The sequence below is a fragment of the Paenibacillus sp. FSL L8-0502 genome, from assembly GCF_038593055.1.
GTDB lineage: Bacteria > Bacillota > Bacilli > Paenibacillales > Paenibacillaceae > Paenibacillus > Paenibacillus polymyxa_D.
On the sequence record NZ_CP151958.1, the window covers coordinates 739,010 to 752,099 of the forward strand.

At 46.9% G+C, this 13,090-nt stretch carries 8 protein-coding genes; 5 read left to right on the forward strand and 3 right to left on the reverse strand.

Translation table 11 applies throughout. From position 1 onward, the window contains the following. Positions 1 to 114: 114 nt before the first annotated feature. On the forward strand, positions 115 to 2,544 hold the full coding sequence (gene nirB / locus NSQ57_RS03265; protein ID WP_029515881.1) for a nitrite reductase large subunit NirB: 2,430 nt from the start codon (positions 115 to 117) through the stop codon (positions 2,542 to 2,544). A 39-nt stretch (positions 2,545 to 2,583) separates the two neighbouring features. Then, positions 2,584 to 2,913 (forward strand): nitrite reductase small subunit NirD, encoded by a 330-nt coding sequence (nirD, locus tag NSQ57_RS03270; protein ID WP_029515880.1) that lies wholly within the window; start codon positions 2,584 to 2,586, stop codon positions 2,911 to 2,913. 68 nt (positions 2,914 to 2,981) lie between these two features. Here nirD and NSQ57_RS03275 read toward each other — a convergent pair whose 3' ends face one another. The 3 genes from NSQ57_RS03275 to NSQ57_RS03285 form a co-directional block, all read right to left on the reverse strand. Further along, positions 2,982 to 4,310, reverse strand: a complete 1,329-nt coding sequence (locus tag NSQ57_RS03275) for an exosporium glycoprotein BclB-related protein (protein WP_340884271.1) — start codon at positions 4,308 to 4,310, stop codon at positions 2,982 to 2,984. A 234-nt stretch (positions 4,311 to 4,544) separates the two neighbouring features. Continuing rightward, complete coding sequence (locus tag NSQ57_RS03280) at positions 4,545 to 8,435, reverse strand: immunoglobulin-like domain-containing protein (RefSeq protein ID WP_342425621.1); 3,891 nt, start codon at positions 8,433 to 8,435, stop codon at positions 4,545 to 4,547. Positions 8,436 to 8,483: 48 nt separating this feature from the next. Continuing rightward, complete coding sequence (locus NSQ57_RS03285; RefSeq protein WP_029515877.1) at positions 8,484 to 8,825, reverse strand: tail fiber protein; 342 nt, start codon at positions 8,823 to 8,825, stop codon at positions 8,484 to 8,486. 247 nt (positions 8,826 to 9,072) lie between these two features. Between NSQ57_RS03285 and NSQ57_RS03290 the strand changes: the two genes are divergently transcribed. The 3 genes from NSQ57_RS03290 to NSQ57_RS03300 are packed head-to-tail and all read left to right on the forward strand — an operon-like array spanning position 9,073 to position 13,086. After that, positions 9,073 to 10,773, forward strand: coding sequence for a spore germination protein (locus tag NSQ57_RS03290; protein WP_342425622.1), 1,701 nt, complete (start codon positions 9,073 to 9,075; stop codon positions 10,771 to 10,773). Between the two features lie 22 nt (positions 10,774 to 10,795). Next, complete coding sequence (locus NSQ57_RS03295; protein ID WP_029515875.1) at positions 10,796 to 11,890, forward strand: GerAB/ArcD/ProY family transporter; 1,095 nt, start codon at positions 10,796 to 10,798, stop codon at positions 11,888 to 11,890. Then, positions 11,887 to 13,086, forward strand: coding sequence for a Ger(x)C family spore germination protein (locus NSQ57_RS03300; protein WP_342425623.1), 1,200 nt, complete (start codon positions 11,887 to 11,889; stop codon positions 13,084 to 13,086). The genes NSQ57_RS03295 and NSQ57_RS03300 overlap by 4 nt, the downstream gene beginning before the upstream one ends. Positions 13,087 to 13,090 lie beyond the last annotated feature (4 nt).

Below are 13,090 nucleotides of genomic sequence, written 5' to 3' on the forward strand. Positions count from 1 at the left end.
AGTCACATATAGCTCTATCTGCTGTATTAAAATAGAAGCATAAACAATATTCATTAGAAACGTAGAGATGTCGTCGGATAGGAAGTAGCGTCGAATGAATGGAGGAACCGGTATATGATAAACAGTAAAAAGAAGCTTGTGGTTATAGGGAACGGGATGGCTGGTATCAATACGGTCGAACAAATTTTAAAATTAACAGATAAATATGAAATTACAGTCCTGGGAAGTGAGCCGCATCCGAACTATAACAGGATCATGCTCTCTTATGTGTTGGAAGGTAGTAAAACAATAGATGATATCATACTGAACGATTTGCAATGGTATGCGGATCAAGGGATTACTTTATATACAGGAAAAATGGTTAAAAGTATCGACGGTGAGAACAAGAAGATTCTCACCGAAGACGGACTGGAAATTGATTACGATGTGGCTTTGGTGGCTACTGGTTCACAATCGTTTATTCTGCCTATTCCGGGTAAAGAATTACCGGGAGTTATTGGTTTCCGAGATATCGCCGATTGCTCGGCAATGCTGGAAGCGGCAAAGACCTATAAAAAGGCCGCTGTCATTGGTGGAGGTCTGTTGGGGCTGGAGGCAGCTAAAGGCCTGGTCAATCTGGGGATGGATGTTACGGTCGTTCATTTAATGGAAGATTTGATGGAACGTCAGCTAGACCGGGAAGCCTCTGCGATGCTAAAAGCAGAACTAGAACGCCAAGGAATCAAGTTTGCTATGCAAATGCAAACTTCGGAGGTGTACGGTCAAGATCGCGTACAAGGATTGCGGTTTTCAGACGGAAGCGAGCTGGAAGCGGATTTGGTCGTTATGGCGGTTGGGATCAAGCCTAATATTCAGGTAGCTGTGCAAAGTGGTATGGAAACGAACCGTGGTATTGTAGTCGATGATTTGATGAGAACCTCTGTGCCGGATGTATATGCTGTAGGGGAATGTGTTGAACACCGCGGAATCTGTTATGGTCTGGTAGCTCCGCTGTTTGAGCAGGGAAGTGTCATTGCCAAACATTTGGCAGGCGCGGAAACTGAAGGTTATATGGGATCGGTGGTTTCCACCAAGCTCAAAATTTCAGGGGTGGATGTTTTCTCAGCTGGCGAATTCATAACCCAGCCTGAACATACGGTGATTGTTGCAAAAGATGAGTGGAAGCGGACCTACAAAAAAGTGCTGCTTCGTGAAAATAAGATTGTTGGAACTGTACTGTTTGGCGATGTGAGCGAATCTGCTAGCCTGCAAAAATATGTGCGTCAGCAAACATTGATGACAGATGAAATATATGGACAGCTCATGGGTACTGGATGCAGCAATCACGGGTCGAAAACATCATCCGCTGAAACGATGGCCGATGATGAAATTGTGTGTGGCTGTAACGGTGTTACTAAAAAGGCCATTGTTGATGCAATTAATGACAATGGGCTGACTACAGTCGATGAAATTAAAGCATGTACCGGAGCAACTCGTTCTTGTGGAGGATGTAAGCCGGTCGTGGAGCAGATTCTACAATATGTTCTTGGAGACAGCTTCAAGACGTCAGCCAAGCAAGGAATATGTAGCTGCACAACATTGAGCCGGGACGAGATTGTGGAAGCGATCAAAACCAAAGGGCTGACAACAACGCGTGAAGTTATGAATGTACTGGGTTGGCATAATGATGAAGGTTGCTCCAAATGCCGGCCGGCGCTGAATTACTATCTGGGAATGATTAACCCGGACACCTATGAAAATGAGGGGGATTCCCGTTTTGTAAATGAGCGATTGCACGCAAACATTCAAAAGGATGGAACGTTTACAGTTGTTCCTAGAATGTACGGCGGTGTAACGACCCCAGAAGATTTGAAGAAGATAGCAGATGTTTCTCTTAAATACAACGTTAAGGTCGTTAAAGTAACAGGAGGACAGCGGCTTGATTTGATCGGTGTCCGTAAAGAGGATCTGCCTAAAGTATGGGAAGAACTCGATATGCCGTCGGGGTATGCCTACGCGAAGTCACTTCGTACGGTTAAAACCTGTGTTGGATCGCAATTTTGTCGGTTTGGTACACAGGACTCGATGGGAATGGGAGAAGTGTTGGAACGGAAATTCGAACGACTGGATTTCCCGGCAAAATTCAAATTAGCGGTTAATGGATGTCCACGCAACTGTGCGGAATCATGTACCAAAGATATCGGAATCGTAGGTAATGATGGGGGCTGGGAGATCTTTATCGGTGGTAATGGCGGTATTAAAGCACGGTTGGCTGATTCACTCTGTAAAGTGAAAACCGACGCCGAGTTGATTGATATTGTAGGTAGCGTAATGCAACTCTACCGCGAAACAGGACAATACCTGGAACGTACTTCGGAGTGGGTGGAACGGATCGGTCTGGAAGAGATTCAGAAAGCAGTCGTTCAGGATACAGCTAATCGCCAAGCTTTAGTAGAACGTATCGAATTTGCACTGCAACAGGTCGAAGACCCTTGGAAAAAGATCATCAATGATGAGGATTCACGCAAAAATTTATTCGAGGTTGTCACCCCGTCTATTGTGTAATTGTATCTAAAATGCCTGAGGAAGGGAGCAATCAAGCAAATGATCAAAAATGCCGAATGGCTTGTCGTCGGTCACAGTAAGGATTTTCCGATCAGAATAGGACGTACCATCCACATCAAAGGTGTCGAAATTGCTGTTTTTCGCACTTCGGAGAATGAGCTTTATGCCGTTGAAAATATCAATCCTCATCCCAAAAGAGGTCCTCTTACAGAGGCGATAGTATCTGGTCATTATATCTATGATCCTTTATATGACTGGAAAATTGACCTGCAGACAGGCATCGTTCAAGAGCCTGATCACGGACAAGTTAAAACGTTCGCTGTTTGTGAAGAGGGAGAAGAAGTAAAAATATCGCTCGAAACGGTTTAGTTCATCTGATGGAATACAAATAAAAAGGGCTCAACAGGACAATCCTGTTGGGCCCTTTTCGGCTTGGATCAGGTAATGGTAATGCCTGCACTCGCATAACCCACCACGGTGTTGAGGAGGGAGGCTCCTGTAGCCGTTGCTGAGAAGACCATAAGTAGACGGGTCTGCGCGGTTACTGGTATAGCCAATTCGGTAGTAATACCACTAGAGATCGTTCCCAAAGCAACAATGTCAGTCAGTGGGGGAGTCAATATAACGGTAGCTCCGGGAATCGCTGTGAAGGAATTATTAGGTGTTGGGGAACTAAACAACTGGGCAGTAATGCTAACGGATGATGCTAAGAGGGTCAGAGCAGCTGTTGTACTGAAGTAACCAGCAATAGAGGTAATTACGCCATCCCGTGGTACGGAAAAAGCAAAGTTAATAAGCGGTCCTACAAGCGTACCTGTGAGGTCAATGGTATCGCCTACGAGGCCAATACCTGTAGCTGAGCTTCCGAAGCCGATCAAACTTGTGGTTCCTACCAGCCCACCAAGAACAGTTGTCAGTGTAGCAGGCCCTCCGGAAGCAAACGGGATGATGGCTCCCGAGCCGGTGGCTCCGGTAATCCCTGTAACGCCCGTAACACCCGTGGCCCCAGCGGGTCCGACAGCGCCAACTGCGCCCGGTAGACCATCGGGCCCCGTAGCACCCGTAGCGCCGACAGGTCCGGCAGGGCCTTCCGGTCCAGCGGCCCCGATAGGCCCAGCGGGCCCAGCGGCGCCCACAGGTCCCGCAGGCCCGTCAAGGCCCACAGGTCCGGCCGCTCCGATAGGTCCGGGAGCCCCTTGTGGCCCTGGTCCACCTGCTGGTCCAGGCGCACCGCCGGGTCCCACCGGTCCTGGAGGTCCTGGAGGCCCTGGAACCCCTGGAGGCCCTGGGGGTCCTTGTGCACCGGGCTCCCCTGACAAGTATGTTTCACCTAATACGTTGCTAACCATCGTTCCAGCGATTCTGATCGCGTTGATTAAGCTGTCTTTAAGAGCAGGATCGAGGGATTCTTGTAAAACGATGGACAATAGCGCATCCAGCAATTGTTGCAGTGCAGTACCTACGCCGATCGGCGAGAAAGGTGTAGCTTCTAACGCAACAATAGCAAGCTCCAGCGCTGCCAGTAAGTCTGCCTTGGCCCCGCCGCGAAGCCTTAAGCTTTTCGCCAGAGACAACAGACGTCTTAAAACCTGTTGCAAGGAAGATACATTAGCCGCAGAAGGGTTTGCGAACACGATGGGGATAATCGCGGTCATTTCATTAATCAGCCTGAGAAGATCTTCGATACTTCTATTTACTCTTGTTGGTTTACAGTCTTCATCTTTTTTTGATGCACCACTGAACCTGAACGGTTTTTTATGTTTCATGCTCAAATATCTCCTCCTGATCGTTCTTCCTACAGTAGAGGTGACAGGTGGTTCATCGCCCCGTTTCGCAGATACTCATAATATATTTTCTGAAGCGAAAAGGGTGAATGACCAAGCAAAAATGATTGTTGAAGGCTCCTACATAAAATACACATAAAAAATACGGCCCCCCGAAAAGCTTGGAGGCCGCGTTGTATTGGCTATACTCATCTGATCTATGAAACTTGAAAATTCTTATTTAAGCATACGTACTAACAGTTCAGCCATCTCACCTCTGCTGATAGCCGCTTTTGGCTTGAGCGTTCCATCTGGATAACCGCTGATCCAGCCGGAGGATACTGCATTTTGGAATGCTGTGGAGGCCCACGCTGAAATCTGCTGCTCATCCTTGTAGGATTGCAGTGCAGTAGTGCTGGAAATGGATGTCTGATTCTGCATCGCGTGTGACAGGATCACCATCGCCTGTTCACGGGTAAGGCTTTCATCAGGTCCGAAAGTTTGAGCGGTTAGCCCTTGAATCCATCCCTGACGGTAAGCAGAATCCACAGCTGATCCAGCCCAGTGTCCCTTCATATCTGTAAATGAGGTAGAAGGGCTCTCATCTCCAGCAGTTCCCAATGCTCTGGTCAGTATGGCTACAAATTCTGCACGGCTTACAGCGCGCTCAGGACGTATGTTGCCGTCTTTATAGCCTTGTATCCAGCCTTTGTCTGCAAGAGATTGCAAGGACTTCGCAGCCCAATGGCCTTGTACATCTGGCCATACTTGAGCTAGCTCTTGCGAATCTGACGAATTGATTGGGGCATTTTGCACACGGGTATGACCGGTTTGAGGCTTTGCATCTGTGGCGATGGCAAAGGTACCTAACCCGGTCGTATTCAGACTCACACCCGACAAAATCCCTTTTGAATCCATTACAGCAGTACCTTTTAGAATCTCACGCTCGCCATTCTCATGAATAACAAGAATGGAGAACTGGGGCTCTGCATTGTGTAACTCACCTAAGGATTCGTTATCCAGCGGTAGAATGATGGTCGATGTCCCTGTCACATTAGCTTTGATGTCTGTAACCGGACCCATCAGCGTCAGGCTGGATTGTTGCTCAGCCCAATCACGGATCTGCTGTGCACGCTGTACATCTACCTGCTGGAATGACAATGTAACGTCCTGCTGACCTGAGGCCATGCTGGTTAAGGTGTCACTGGATATCCTCAGTGTTCCATATCGGGATATTACCGATGCACCCATCTTATCCCACTTATTCAGTAAAGAATGAGGAAGGAGAACACGACTCATTTGTTTTTCCTGCTCCAAACGAATGTCTGCGTATGCTTTGCCCTCACGAAGTGCTTGCTGTATCTGCTCATCCAGAAATGCCGGCGAAGGAACAAAGAGGGAGAACTCTTTCCCTTGTTCGGAAAATCCGATCTGTGGCACGAAAGTAGATAGATCCTCAGTCTTATCTTTGTTAGATTTGCCTGTATTCGCAATTACCTTGGCAGGAACGGTGACTTCTATGGCTTGCGTCAAAGCATGAGAACCATCACTTACCCTCATAACATCCAGCATGATAGTTACAACGGAAGGAGTACCTGCTTGAACAATAGTTCCGTCTGTACGCACGATGTCTGGCTGGCTACTGCTGCTGATGGTCACACGGAAACCATCAGGTACAACAGGCAACCTGAGCAATGTATCACTTGTTGTAGGAGGTGTTATGCTTGTGATGGAATCGGCAACGCGCTGCGCGGTTAACCCTTGCGGATACACTAGCCCTGACGGAGCGCTCTTCATGCCATTTACGTTCTGTAGCACATAGTAGGTGGCTCCTTCAGGAACGGGTATAAATGTATATCTACCCTCTCCGGAAGCAATTCCTTCCGCTATAAGCTCCTGCTGAGCATTGTACAGCTCAAGCCGTGCGTTCGGTAAGGCGCCTGTAACGATCACAGAGGCTATATCCTCATTGCCTGCTGCGGCTGTAACAGCACGAGGCAGCACGTTTATATGGCGTTCTGCAGGCTCTGCCGTCCAACCCCCGTTGTCGCTATAAGCATAGTTCAATACATATACACCAGGTACATTTGTATCAACATTCCCGCTACCTGAAAGCTCAGGGAGCAGGATATTGCCGTAAACACTGTCCAGTACGCTGGCTCCTGGATCAGTGAAGCTGTCGCCGGTTTCCAGAACAATTGGATTACTGCCGTTCAATCGTACGTAAGGTGTATTCGGCAATGCCTTCAGCACTGTGATCGTGAATGTTCTTTGTACAGAAGCTGCACCTTTAGAAATAATGGCAATTAATTGTACATTCGCATCACCGTCTGTATATTTAGGCCGATTCACCTGACCACTATTGCTGAGGATATCCGGTTGATCCGAAGACCAGTCAATCTGGGTGTCAAATGCTCCTGTACGAGGCAGAGCAATGGAATCCTTAATCCCTTGCGGATAATCCAAATTTAGTGTATTTGCTGCCAAATTTACGGCTTCATCAGCACTTACGGGCAGTGCGGGCACGAGCAGGCTGAATGTTTTTCGCAGCTCAACCCCGCCTCGTGACACAACTGCTTCCAGCGTGATGGTCTGATCGCCTTGCACATAGCTTGGGAATGTTACATGCCCCGTATGATCCAGGAACTGGGGCTGAGTCGATGACCATGACACCTGAACACCATTCAATGCGTCTTTTGGCAAATATACGTCTCCGGTTACTGTAGTCATTGGCAACTCAAGCGCCCTGTATGCTGCGTCAACGGCTTCTGTATCGCTCATGGGCAGACGGAATACATGCGCAGTAAAATTCTTTGTTTTCGTTAAGCCTGCAAGTTGCAGGGTAGCCGTTAGGATAACGTCAGTATCTCCACTACTATAAGAGGGTCTGGTGAGTGTTCCATCTGATGCAATGACAAGAGGTTTGGACGAGGACCATTCGATCTGCGTACCACCATAACCGGATAATGGGAGAGATATATTTTCTGTCAGCGCAGACAAATCGCCAAGCGAGAGGGCACCTGCTGCTTGATCCAATGTATCATGTGCAGTTATCTTCGGTACGGTAACTTCGAAAGTTTGAGTATCCGAGGCGGTTCCTTTTGCAATCGTAGCTGTCAGTTTTACTTTTCGGTCACCCAGATCGTACCGCGGGCGTGTGACAGCCCCCTCATTCGTAATGACGTCAGGAGTATCCGAACTCCAGCTCACCGTCGTATCATTCAATCCAGTGAGGGGTAGTGTCAGATTTTGAGATACCGAATCAGCTGTATCTCCAGATGCAAAGCCTAAAGCAAGAGCGGCTTTTGCCTGTGCAACTCTCTCGGCATCGGTAAGTATAATCACTTTAACCTCTGAGGGGGTGCTCTCCCCTTTAGCATTCACAGCCTGAACCGTATAAATTGCTTCACCTGGCGGCAAGGCTGAAGTGTCTATGAATTGGGTTAAGCTGCCTGTATAGAGCGTTACGCTATCTCGTATGACTTTGTATGATGTTGCATAAGGAACAGCATCCCAGCTTAACTCCACTGTATTTCCATTTTTGGTTCCTGCAAAATGGCCCGGAGCCTGTGGAATAGGCAATTGCTCCCCATAAGCTGCGAATTCCATGATGGAAGTCCATTGATTGTTTCTTGCATTTCCTTGATCAATAGTTAATCGCAAGTATCGTGTAGTTACAGGGGCAATGCTCTTTTCAACATTAGAGCTTTCATTATTCTGGACGGTATCTACAGTCACCCAATTAATTCCGTTGCTGCTTGTCTGCAATCGGAAACTGTATGGATCACGTTGATCGTTCCATCCATAATGGACACCCATACCTGTAACAACATATCGATCTACGGTATACCAATCTCTCAGATCTACCTGGATCCATTTTTCACCATTGCTTGCCTGATACCAGCGGCTTGTTGGCTCGATTGACCCATCTACCGCTCTGGAGGGATCATAGGGTTGCGTGTAACCGCTTGAGCTTACAGGCTTGTGCAACACTACATTTTCCCAACCGGCAGCATGTGCCTCATTCGTCCCTATGAGCAGGAACGCACCGCCGATGAATGGCAGCAATGGAACCAGCAACCGATAGGGTTTCAATTTGTTGCGTGTGAAGTTATTGCCTTCGAGCACGCTATCACCTCTTCTTTATTAAATAGCACACTATTGAGCGTATTCATCTTATGGGCGGGACGGGTATGCCCCTTCGGTTGCGATGTAGTAGTTTACATTTGGCAACGGGGAAGCTCCGCGCAAGTCAGGCAATGCAAATGTGCTCATTCCATCGCCGCCAAAATTAGTGCCCAGCAGGCTAAATAATGCTGAATTCTGAGCAATGCTCAAGATCTGGCCCTCGCATTTTAGCCAACCTTTAGGAGCGAACATGTACGGGTACACCGTAATTTCCCCAATATAAGGCTCATAACCTGCATGTGCCTGTTTGGGACTGATTGCCGTTCCACCTAACAAAATGACCGCTAACAAACTCAACACAGCGGTTTTCTTCCAAAAATGATTCTTCATACCTACAACTCCTTTTTAGATTCGAATAATGGACCACGAATTCAACAAATTTGTGACATTAGTCATAGAATGAATAGATATTATCATGGATTTCTACATTTGACACTACAGTTCATCTATCAAATTCACCTTTTTATTCCTTTTGTGAGCAAAGAAATTTATTCCATCCCACCTATCGTCCATGCATCTTTTTTCTAATCCAGGTAAATCTATATACAAATCCTATGGAAGTAAAGGAGGAAAGAACGTGTGGCAGGTCATCGGAACTCATATACCCAAATGGAACGTATGGATAGAAGCTGTCTTTTTGTTCATCATACCTTTGATTATTTTTCTGACGGTACGACAAATTAAAGCGATGGATGGTCGAGAGAGCAGACGTATGGAACGATTAAAGCTTCTAGAAGAAGAAGACCGTTCGGAGCAGGCAGATCGCAACCCGTCTGTAAGTGAGGCAGAGAAGGAAAAGGGAACCTTTACCGAAGATTATGAGGCGAATATAGAAAAAGTCAGACAAGCCGTCTCGGAAATGTCGGATGTAAACGAACGATCTTTTTTTCTGGAAAAACTGAACGCTGTAGGCACGCTTTTTTTTGTGGATGGCTTAACAGATAAGGTTGGCATGGATCAGAACATTTTAAAGCCACTGATGGATTGGGGGAGTTCCGGGCAAGGGGGGGAAGATCTTCCGAGAGGAGAAGAGCTTCGGAATATGTTTATTCGTCAGGTCATGCTGGTATCGGAAACAGAGTATACGTTAGAGGTGCAGTTCTCCTTGCAAAAGGTGCTGTTCGGTTCTGTCATACTCATGATTCAGGGCATACCAGGGGCTTTTGTGTTGGGTACACCCAAAGGGAATACACGAGGGGTGGAAGACCCTATATCGGAATCGGTGCTGCGAGGACCACGAGTCGGTTTTACCGAGACCCTCAGTGATAATACCGCAATGCTGCGCAGACATGGAGAAAGTACGGAACTTGCCATGTCGTCCTTCAAAGTTGGAAAAAGAGTGGAAAAACAGCTAATGGTGGTGTATTTCAGAGACATTGCCGACCCGGAGCTTGTGGATGAGGTGAAGCGGCGGGTCCAAACCATTGATATGGATGAGGTATTGGAGTCGGGCTATGTGGAGCAGCTTATTGAGGATAATTTTCTTAGCCCTTTTCTGCAAATTCAAAATACGGAGAGACCGGATCGGGTCATGGCTGCATTGCTGGAGGGACGTGTGGCGATTCTGCTGGACGGTACACCTTTTGCGCTTCTTATGCCTGTAACGTATGGGATGATGCTCCAGTCCCCCGAAGATTATTATGAACGATGGATACCGGGTTCGCTTATACGATTCCTTCGTTTTATGGCAACTTTCATATCGCTGTTCGCCCCGGCGCTCTATATCTCCTTTATCTCGTTTCATCCCGGATTGATTCCAACCAAGCTGGTCATTTCGATTATCAGTGCGAGACAGGGGGTCCCATTTTCGACACTGATTGAGGCCCTGATTATGGAAATTTCCATCGAAATTTTACGCGAGGCAGGACTTCGGCTCCCCAAACCCATCGGTCCAGCGATGGGCATCGTTGGCGGTTTGATTATTGGACAGGCCGCTGTTGACGCTGGGATTGTAAGCCCGATTCTCGTAATTGTGGTGGCCGTTACAGCGATTTCTTCCTTTTCAGCCCCTGTATACAGCGCTGGGATTTCCATGCGTGTCATGCGCTTTGGAGCCATGTTTACGGCGGCCACCTTCGGGTTGTATGGCGTAATCATGTTTTTCCTAATGCTGAGTATTCATATGGTTAAATTACACAGCTTCGGTGTGCCGTTCCTGAGTCTAACGGTCCCCCGTTCGTTGAAGGACTGGAAAGATTACTTCATACGAGCACCGCTGCAATTTATGAAAAATAGACCCATTCTTTTGAAGCATAAAGACCCTAAGCGACAAGGATGAGCTCAACACAGGAGGGAGCAAGATGGCCCGTGGGAAAAAAGCGGATAAAATTACAACGTTGCAGACAACGGCAATTGTGGTTTCCTTTATGCTGGCTGCCGGGTTGCTTACCCTTCCCAGAGTAGCAACTGAAGTTGCAAAAACACCGGATGCGTGGATATCTGTCATTTTAGCAGGGGGGGGCACTTTCCTGCTCGGATGGATTATGATCAAACTAAGTTCAAGGTTTCCAGAAAGTACCTTTTACCAGTATGTTCAGCGGATAACAGGCAAAGTCATTGGCAAAGGGATTGGTATGCTGATTGTTATTTATTTTGTTTGTATAGCCGCATTTGAAATCCGATCTGTGGAGGAAGTAACGTCGTTCTTTCTGCTTGAAGGCACTCCGGCGTGGGCAATTTCAGCACCTTTTATGTGGCTCTCTCTGTACCTATGCATGGGAGGAGTAAGTTCATTAGGGAAAATATGCCAATTAATATTCCCGATTACGACGGCTATCTTTTTGTTGATATGCTTGCTGAGTTTAAATATTTTCGAATTGAATAATTTGCGTCCTGTCTTGTCGGAGGGGGTGATGCCAGTGGTTAGAACGCTCAAGACTACAATCCTGACATTAACGGGGACAGAGTCCTTGCTGATTATTTTTTGTCGGATGGAAAAACCCGAGAAAGCAACCAAGGCAATCGGACTGGCGATCGGGATCGCGGTCGCTTTTTATACAGCAACGCTGATCCTGTGCATTGGCGCTTTTTCGTTCGAAGGAGTCTTGAGCAGAACCTGGCCGTTTTTAGATTTGGCTCGCAGTTTTGAAGTGGAGTACCTGTTATTGGAACGGTTCGAATCCTTATTGTTGACCATTTGGATCATGCAAATTTTTTCCACATTTAGTATTGCTTTTTATTGCGCTTCGCTCGGAGTTTCTCAAATTTTGAATAGCTCTTATTCCAAGACGCTGTTCATTTTGCTTCCGATCATCTACTTCCTATCCCAAATTCCCAAAAATCTGAATGAGTTATTTTCTTTTGGAACGATCCTGGGGAATGGAGCTTTTGTTTTATTCGCTCTGCTTCCACTGCCACTTCTGCTTATTTCTCGCTGGAGGAAGGTGCGGTCATGATGAGGGCACGGTCGGGATTACTCGGAATGACCGCACTCCTAGTATGTTGTACACTTTCAGGTTGTTGGAGCAGCTCGCCGGTGGAGGATCTAAATCTGATGACAGGTATTGCTATGGATGTAGAGGCAGAATCTTCGCAAGAAGAGCAAATTAATCGAAAAGGAGGAGATTATCCAAAAAAAGAGTTAATCACTGGAACCTTCCAATTTGTCATCCCAGAGGAAAGCGGAGGCTCCAATAGCTCCTCCCCGCAAGCTAAAAAATTTTTTAATATTACGGAAACGGGGGATTCCGTTTTTGAAATGCTCAGAGAAATTTCATTGCGGACCAATCGACCTCCCATCGGGCAACATTTGAAAACGATTATTATCAGCTCCAGTCTGCTTCGCAAGATTCCGTTGTATGAGCTGCTGGACTTTTTCTTGGGGGATAATGACATTCGGCCCAGCGTACAGCTACTGATTAGTACAGACAAGGCGGGGAATGCGCTTCAGGAGAAAATTCCTGGTCAGATTCCTGCTTATATATTAAAGGATATATTCCAAAACCGTAAACGGAACGCGCGGTTGATAAAGCCCATGGCTTTGGCTAAAGTGATCGGACCCATGAAGGGTGAAAGAAGCTTTATATTACCTAATGTCATTACGGCGGAGAATGAAATCAAGCTCGCAGGTGCGGGAATCATCAAGGGAAAGACACAAACCTACGGTGGTTATCTGAATGAGTCGGAGGTCGAGGGTCTTATGTGGATCAAAGGCCAATTGGATGGAGGCGTGCTGAAAAGCAGCGATCCGAAAACCGGTAAAAATATAGCATATGAGATCAAAGCGGTGAAAAGCAAGATCAAGGCCATCGTTCAGGGGGATGACATTTCCTTTCAGGTAAAAATGACCTCAGAGGGACGCATTTCGGAGGTGCATATAAAGAATGAAAATTTGCGTAGCAACAATGTGCTTGGACAAGAAGAGAGTCTCTTTCAGGAGAAAGTGAATTCATTAGTTGAACAAACGTTAGCTAAAATGCAAAAGCTGAAGGTTGACGTCGGAGGTTTCGGAGAGGCCTTGAGGATTCAGCATCCTAAAGTTTGGCGTAAGGTCAAAGAGGATTGGGATACCACTTTTAGTACCATTCCTGTACGGTTTAGCACAGATATCCATATTGAAGATTACGGCTCTTCGATTACGACGGCAGACTAGTTTG

Bases quoted from the DNA above. Each gene is read 5' to 3' on its own strand.
- nirB (WP_029515881.1), top strand. From the start codon at position 115: ATGATAAACAGTAAAAAGAAGCTTGTGGTTATAGGGAACGGGATGGCT.
- NSQ57_RS03300 (WP_342425623.1), top strand. From the start codon at position 11,887: ATGATGAGGGCACGGTCGGGATTACTCGGAATGACCGCACTCCTAGTA.
- NSQ57_RS03295 (WP_029515875.1), top strand. From the start codon at position 10,796: ATGGCCCGTGGGAAAAAAGCGGATAAAATTACAACGTTGCAGACAACG.
- nirD (WP_029515880.1), top strand. From the start codon at position 2,584: ATGATCAAAAATGCCGAATGGCTTGTCGTCGGTCACAGTAAGGATTTT.
- NSQ57_RS03285 (WP_029515877.1), bottom strand. From the start codon at position 8,825: ATGAAGAATCATTTTTGGAAGAAAACCGCTGTGTTGAGTTTGTTAGCG.
- NSQ57_RS03275 (WP_340884271.1), bottom strand. From the start codon at position 4,310: ATGAAACATAAAAAACCGTTCAGGTTCAGTGGTGCATCAAAAAAAGAT.